At 38.2% G+C, this 6,660-nt stretch carries 9 protein-coding genes; 8 read left to right on the top strand and 1 reads right to left on the bottom strand.

Annotation, left to right across the window (positions count from 1 at the left end):
- The 6 genes from CIK90_RS13955 to CIK90_RS07050 all read left to right on the top strand — a co-directional run.
- The coding region (locus tag CIK90_RS13955) for a leucine-rich repeat protein (protein WP_144007240.1) at positions 1–184 on the top strand (184 nt) is incomplete at its 5' end.
- Between the two features lie 497 nt (positions 185–681).
- A complete protein-coding gene (locus tag CIK90_RS07070) occupies positions 682–1,248 on the top strand; it encodes a zinc-ribbon domain-containing protein (protein ID WP_094464709.1) in 567 nt (188 codons plus the stop codon).
- 53 nt (positions 1,249–1,301) lie between these two features.
- Complete coding sequence (locus CIK90_RS07065; RefSeq protein ID WP_158216044.1) at positions 1,302–1,871, top strand: YiiX/YebB-like N1pC/P60 family cysteine hydrolase; 570 nt, start codon at positions 1,302–1,304, stop codon at positions 1,869–1,871.
- Position 1,872: 1 nt separating this feature from the next.
- On the top strand, positions 1,873–2,757 hold the full coding sequence (locus tag CIK90_RS07060) for a zinc ribbon domain-containing protein (RefSeq protein ID WP_094464705.1): 885 nt from the start codon (positions 1,873–1,875) through the stop codon (positions 2,755–2,757).
- A 1-nt stretch (position 2,758) separates the two neighbouring features.
- Positions 2,759–3,856, top strand: coding sequence for a zinc ribbon domain-containing protein (locus CIK90_RS07055; RefSeq protein WP_094464703.1), 1,098 nt, complete (start codon positions 2,759–2,761; stop codon positions 3,854–3,856).
- Between the two features lie 35 nt (positions 3,857–3,891).
- Complete coding sequence (locus CIK90_RS07050) at positions 3,892–4,470, top strand: hypothetical protein (protein ID WP_094464701.1); 579 nt, start codon at positions 3,892–3,894, stop codon at positions 4,468–4,470.
- Positions 4,471–4,631: 161 nt separating this feature from the next.
- Here the strand turns inward: CIK90_RS07050 and CIK90_RS07045 are convergent, their stop codons facing one another.
- A complete protein-coding gene (locus CIK90_RS07045) occupies positions 4,632–5,015 on the bottom strand; it encodes an ASCH domain-containing protein (RefSeq protein WP_094464699.1) in 384 nt (127 codons plus the stop codon).
- Positions 5,016–5,170: 155 nt separating this feature from the next.
- Here CIK90_RS07045 and CIK90_RS07040 point away from each other — a divergent pair, with 155 nt between their 5' ends.
- Positions 5,171–6,016, top strand: coding sequence for a hypothetical protein (locus CIK90_RS07040; RefSeq protein WP_094464697.1), 846 nt, complete (start codon positions 5,171–5,173; stop codon positions 6,014–6,016).
- Position 6,017: 1 nt separating this feature from the next.
- Positions 6,018–6,428 (top strand): 5-fold beta-flower protein, encoded by a 411-nt coding sequence (locus CIK90_RS07035; protein ID WP_094464695.1) that lies wholly within the window; start codon positions 6,018–6,020, stop codon positions 6,426–6,428.
- Positions 6,429–6,660 lie beyond the last annotated feature (232 nt).

Here is a 6,660-nt window from a genome sequence, read left to right as displayed (position 1 = left end):
AATGGGATTAAAGTGTTACACGGTTTATCACGGAACAAAAATAATAGGTGACAATGCGTTCTATATTTCAAAAATAGAATCTATAATATTGCCAAACGGACTTACTTGTATAGGAAATGCTGCATTTAGCATAACCACAACTTGTGATACTACTTGGGATGGAATAATTAATATTAAGTTTTGAATTGTCATAATTTGCTAAATATTCCCTAATTGCTCATATCATATTTTGATTGGCTATAATACCAATATGGTTCATTTGCGATGAATTGTATTGGTATTTTCTATTGTTATCATATCCATATTCAAGGCAAAAAAGACAAAACGGTGAAAATCTCACGATTGCACCGTTCATATAACATAGGAAGGGCGTTTAACCTTCATCCATACCGTGAATCTGGACAAACCCACCGTAAAACATGGAAAAGACATACACGCTCCCTTCTGTACCAAATATGTATTGAGACCTCGCCAGACCTCAAAACAGTTGCAAAGATAGTAGTTTCCATTGATATTAAGCAGCATATTCGAGTTTTTTTTTGCACAATTTATATGGTATTGTGCAAAATGGAAGGAATGGGAAACAGAAAAATAGCACTTTGAAATCGTATGTGGAATTATTTTCGTAATTTTGCAGTCAGTTGAAACCGTATTTATTAATAACTAAATAATTCTATAATTATGGCATTTTGTGGAAGTTGTGGAAATGAATTAAGAGAAGGGGCAAAGTTTTGCCCCAAGTGTGGAACTGCTGTGAATGGTTACCAAGACCAGCAAGAAACCAAAGGAAAGAGATTCTCAACACCTTGGATTGCTGCTTTTGCAGTATTAACGATTCTCATTGGAAGTTACTTTGTAACTGATATGGTTTCTCCTGAAACCCATAATAAGATGTTTGGATGGGTAACGTTCGGTAATTCTCCATCAAACACCGTGAAGAAAGCAACAAACTGCTTAAAGAATTATGATTTTGACGGATTCTTTAATTATTGTTATTTCGGAAAAAACACATCCCCCAAAGAACTTGAAGGTCAGAAAACGTTAATGCTCGCATTTGGAAGAGAAAAGTTGGAAAAAGAAATTGAAGAAAAAAACGGCATAAAAGACTTCAACATTATTTCCGAAAAAATTGAAGGAGATAATGCAGAAGTAGATTACACTATTCTCTATGGGAATGGAGAAAAAGAAACTAGAACACATAAATTGAAGAAAGACATAAATGGCAAATGGTTGATAAGTATAGATTAATGTTATGATTTTGTGTTTTTATGCTTAAATATCTTCTTTACCCATTTGTCTTTATGGCTTTCTTGAGCTGTTCTGATTCATGTGAAGATAAAAAAATTATTCCGAACGAATCAGAACTCCAAGGTGGTGATATTGTATTCAGACGAGGAAAAGGAATTGAAAGCAAAGCTGTATTGTATGCTGACGGTGGTTTATTTTCGCACGTAGGTATTGTGGTTGAGTATCAAGGAAGAAAGATGATAATTCACTCTGTACCTTGGGAACAGGAGCATAAAGACGATGAAGATAAAATAAAGATGGATAGTATTGAAGGATTCTTTTCACGTGAAAGGGCTGTTGTAGGTGCAATTTGCAGACCTATAGACAGCCTCGTATGTAAACAATCCGCAAAGTATGCAATAGAACTATTCCATAATGGTATTCTGTTTGACCACGATTATGATTCCTCTGACACATCAAAACTATATTGTACGGAGTTATTAACGTTTATCTACAAAAAGTGTGGAAGAAAGCTTGTAGAATCAGATGGGCATGATGTAAATTTTCCACTCATAAAGCACAAGGTCATTCTTCCCTCAGACATATACAATTCAAAGCAGTTAAAACTAATAAGAAAATTCTAATATGAAACAGTGTCCTTATTGCAATGCACAGATTGCCGATGATAGCAAGTTCTGTGGTGAATGTGGAAAAGAATATCCACAAGATAATGTTTGCCCAAAGTGCGGTGCAACAGTGAATGAAGGTGACATCTACTGTGAAAAGTGTGGTAGAAATCTAACTGATGGAAGCTATGCAGACACAAGCATCATAAGTGATGAAATCCAAGAGGGGGGTGAAAGCTCATTCAAGAAGTATCTCCCTTATATTCTAGTTGCAATAGCCCTCATTGCCATTTGTGGCGGTGGATGGTGGTATTTCAATTCATCAAAAGCCCCTCAGTCAAATAATGAAGCAGCAGTAGCCGAGGCTGTTGAAGCAGATTCTGTTGCGGCAGAAGCGGTTGAAGAAGAATTTGCAGCAGATACATTGGCATCTGATATTCCACCAATGGAACAAGCTCTAAATGCCTATGAGCCGATATTGGATAAGTATATTGCCAAAGGTGAATCCAACAATCATTATGAAGAATACTATTTCTTGCATGATGTAACTGGTGATGGAATACCTGAATTGTGGCTTCATGTTGATGGTGGTGAAAGCTATAATCTGTTGACTTTCACCTATAAAGACGGACAAACAAAGCAAATATCAAAAATAGATGTTGGGCATCCGTCTCACCATTCTTTTTACAGTGGAAGTAACTATATTCTCATAGTTTATGCAAGTATGGGTGCAAGCTCATGGCATAAATGTGAATACAATAACGGAAAGATTCAAGATAAGGAGATTTTCTCTGAGACACTTAGCGAAGAGGATGAAAATGCTGAGTATAAAGAACCCTCAGAAACTGCCATATCTCCTATTGAGATTACCAATAAGCAAGAATTACACAACATAGTGTACTGATATGAAATGCCCCAATGGTCACGAAGTCACAGACAACGTGAAATATTGCCCCACATGTGGAGCTGAGATAGTAAGCGGAAACAAGTTCTGTACGAAGTGTGGAAGTGAGCGCATGGGAGCAGAAAAGTTCTGTCCTAATTGTGGCACTCCGTTTGATGCAGAGTATGGCATTAATCATCTATTCAATGACGAAAAGGATAGTTCCATCAAGAAGTATCTGCCTTATATCATTGGGACTGTAGTCTTGTTGGGTATTATTGGTGTCTTTGCATCGAGGAGCTTATATGGAAGTGACAACTCTAAGTCCGTTGTTGCTGATTCAATGGCAGTAAATAACAATGCCCAAAAGGTTGAAAGTGATGCGGTTATTTCCGATTATGACGAAGGAATGATATATCAAGGCGAATACGTCTTTGATGCCGTTCTTACTGATGCCACTTTGGAGAAGAAGAACTCTACGTTCACCATCAAAATTGATGGTAATAAGGTTTCTGTTCCAATGGATGAAGGTAAGGTCATGTCTGGACACATTTACAGTGACGATTTGGGAATAGATGTAGTGTATGACTATGGCAATGATTTGCATTTCGTCAGAATGAGCATAAAGCCAAACGACAAAGAAGGTAAAGAGTGGGTCGGAGAATATGCTTTTACAGGAATGCGTTTTGATGCTGTGTTGAAGTTGAAAGAAGTCAAGCACAAGGGTGAAGCTGTTAAGGTCACTGAGGAAAGAACAGCAGATGATAGCAGTGAAACGGTAATTGATGATAATTCAGATAACAGCAGTTCCACTTACAACAGCTCCAACACATCTTCATCTTCAAGAACATTCTATAGCGAGCAGATTGTTATTGGCTATCTTGCGAATCAATCATTCCGTGCGAGTGATGGACTTACCATGAGAGTTGACGGTGACGGTAGGCTGTATGTTGATGGTGACTATGCTGGTGTATTGTCAGTTTTGCGGTATAACTCCACAAGTGCATTGCTTAGGTATGGTGGCGGCATGTATGGAGAAGGAAAGTTAACTGTGCAGATAGTTGGTGATAAGTTCCAACTGAAAGACCCCACCGATGGCACTGTGTATTATCAAAGGTAATAGTATTCATTAAATAAACTAAAACAAACAACATTATGAAGAAACTGTATTCTAGCATTATACTGTTAGCCATGATGGTAGCAGCGTTAAGTTTAACCGCTTGCGGTGGTGATGATGAAGATGAAATTGGTGGTGATGGTGGTGGTTCAGCAAGTTCAACCTTCACAATAATTTATGATGATGGAGGTGAACAAGTGTTTACCCATGACAGCGACATTGCCATTCAGTCATTGGGTGCTGAGTTCGGCAATCTTGAACGACATGACAGCCCAAGAGGGAGTTATTTCTATATGATGATTGGAGCAAAGGGTGATTTTTATATCATATTCCCACGTCAGAAGTATGGCGAAGATTTAGCCCCATCTTATTTCTCAGTCGGCTATAGTGATTTTGGAGCAGATGCAACCGACATTGAGCGTGTTAGTGCTTCTGCCTCTGGTTGGTATGGTGATTATATCTCTGGAAGTGCCAAGGTCATAAAGAACGATGGCAAGTACATTACCATCGACTTCAATAACTACAAGTATTCTGTAACGAGCGGTATCAATTCAAGTAGAACTGCTTACGTAACGCTTAAAGGTAGTCTAGCATTTAAGAACTCATATAAGCAATAAAACTATCACTATTACCCATAGTGAAAGGAAGCAAAATCTTCTGGACTGCCAATATATAAAGGCATTTCAGAAGATTTTTTGTATATTCTCAATTTTGACCATTTATGACCAATTTTCCAAAAAGGGTTTCTAACAGCTTGAAATCGATAAAACTGAAAGTTTTATAGGTCAATATCCACGTACATGAAATTCTGTGGGGCGTGGAAGTCCTTAATCACAGATTTTGGGTCGATGGGGTTGTCTAGTTTAACCACTTGACCTATTTTGATGGCATAGGCTGTATCTGAGTTCTTGAAGTAGGCATCAAAATACTCTTTGCTAATTCCCCCATCCTTATGTGTTTTTTCCCACATATAGGATTTCTTATTTTCAATCACCTCTTCAACCCTAAAACAGCCCACAATCCTACAGATTGGCTTGGTGGCATAGATGTAAACCTTATCCACGTCCGAGCGAGTGAATACCCTCTTACGGTACTCATATTTCTTCTGGCCACTGAATATCATCTTGCAGAAGTTGGGTCGTATGGATAGAATCACATTCATTGCGCACGTACATTATTTTAATATTGTTGGTGCAAAGTTACTAGAAAAGACTGAATCCTGCAACAGGATTCACAAATAAGCATAAAAAAAGCCACCACTTGAAATGAATATGAGTGGAAATGAGTAATTTTGTACCCAAATAAAGATGTGACTTGATGAAAAAGAATTGGTTGGTTTTTGCTAGAAGGGAAAAGTGCCATCACAGAGAAGCACTAGAAAACCTACACTTCATAGATTGGACTATGGAGCATAACAACTTTTCAATCGGTGACATTGTTTATATCTATCCTACAAATGAAGATGGTATAAAGTTTAAGACTGAGGTTGTTGCCAAAAACTGTGAGCGTAAAGACGGTTATTATTGGGTTGATAAAAATGAAATAGATTCATATCCCACTTACAGACTTGAATTAAGGAAAGAATACTTTGGTGATAAGTTGTCCGAAGAAGATTTAAGACGGTACGGTTTTAAAGGAGGGCAAAGCAAAAGGCATCCTCTATACAACAAGCCAGAAATGTTTGCCTATATAGAAACCATCTTCAATGATTCCACCCATATTAAGGTTTGCGGTGATAAGGTTGAAGAACAGATACGTTCTGGTCAATCCTTTGGATATGGTGGTGAAGGTGATTCTCACAAAGAACTTAAAGAGTACATCTTTAACAATCCCAATGTCATAGGAATCGAGGATTACACAGAGAAAGAAACAGAGCATATCCTATTGTCGGCAGACCGCATTGATGTATGGTTTAAGTTGGCTGATGGTTCATGTGTCGCTGTTGAAGTGAAGTCTCACAAATCAACAGAGGCAGACATTTTACGTGGAATATTTCAATGTGTGAAATACAAGTCTATCATGGATGCAGAGGACAAGGTTCATCGTTCTGAGGCATCTAATTCAAGCATATTGGTACTTGGTGGCACATTGTCAGAGCATAACAAGTATTACAGTGATATGCTAGGGGTCACTGTCATTGATAACGTTAAAATCGTGAAATGAAATGATGAAGCGGTTAATATTGTTTTTCCTCATGGTTCTGTGTATGGCTACCGTTAGCCTTGCTCAAACGTGCAGAGATAAGAATAATATGACCATTGGAAAGATAGAATTTGATGGTACTGTACGCAATTCATCGAATATGAAGATTGGCAGCTTTGACCGCAATAACGTTATTAGGGATGCCAACAACATGAAGGTCGGCAGCATTGATGGCAGCACAATCAGAGACAAGAACAACATGAAGATTGGCTCAATTGAGAGTAACGGCACGGTTAGAGACGCTAACAATATGAAAATCGGCTCTGTGGAGAGGAACGGCACTGTTAGGGATGGGTCAAATATGAAGATAGGCAGTGTGGAAGGTGTAAACCAAACCTATGCGGCAGTATTTTACTTCTTTAATCTGTTCTGATATGGTTGGCTATAGGCATTATACACGTCCTTTAACTCCCTATATGAGTTCCTACTGTAGTAGGGATAAAGACGGAATGAAATATAGGGGTAAAAAACAATCCAAGGTCAACCAAATAGAGGTGTATGGCATGGAAACCCTCATCGATGTCGCCAATTTCTTCAATGGTTCATCGGAGATAGCCCCTACGGTTATCGATACGCGCAAAGAGTTTTATGAACAGCAATCACAG

It is taken from the genome of Prevotella sp. P5-126 (genome assembly GCF_002251185.1).
Classification (GTDB): Bacteria; Bacteroidota; Bacteroidia; order Bacteroidales; family Bacteroidaceae; genus Prevotella.
The sequence above is the reverse complement of the archived record's forward strand: the minus strand, read 5'-3'. Positions and strand labels throughout refer to the sequence as shown.

Excerpts from the sequence above, each read along its gene's own strand:
- CIK90_RS07050 (WP_094464701.1), top strand. The coding sequence starts at position 3,892 with ATGAAGAAACTGTATTCTAGCATTATACTGTTAGCCATGATGGTAGCA.
- CIK90_RS07055 (WP_094464703.1), top strand. The coding sequence starts at position 2,759 with ATGAAATGCCCCAATGGTCACGAAGTCACAGACAACGTGAAATATTGC.
- CIK90_RS07035 (WP_094464695.1), top strand. The coding sequence starts at position 6,018 with ATGATGAAGCGGTTAATATTGTTTTTCCTCATGGTTCTGTGTATGGCT.
- CIK90_RS07070 (WP_094464709.1), top strand. The coding sequence starts at position 682 with ATGGCATTTTGTGGAAGTTGTGGAAATGAATTAAGAGAAGGGGCAAAG.
- CIK90_RS07065 (WP_158216044.1), top strand. The coding sequence starts at position 1,302 with ATGGCTTTCTTGAGCTGTTCTGATTCATGTGAAGATAAAAAAATTATT.
- CIK90_RS07040 (WP_094464697.1), top strand. The coding sequence starts at position 5,171 with ATGAAAAAGAATTGGTTGGTTTTTGCTAGAAGGGAAAAGTGCCATCAC.
- CIK90_RS07060 (WP_094464705.1), top strand. The coding sequence starts at position 1,873 with ATGAAACAGTGTCCTTATTGCAATGCACAGATTGCCGATGATAGCAAG.
- CIK90_RS07045 (WP_094464699.1), bottom strand. The coding sequence starts at position 5,015 with ATGAATGTGATTCTATCCATACGACCCAACTTCTGCAAGATGATATTC.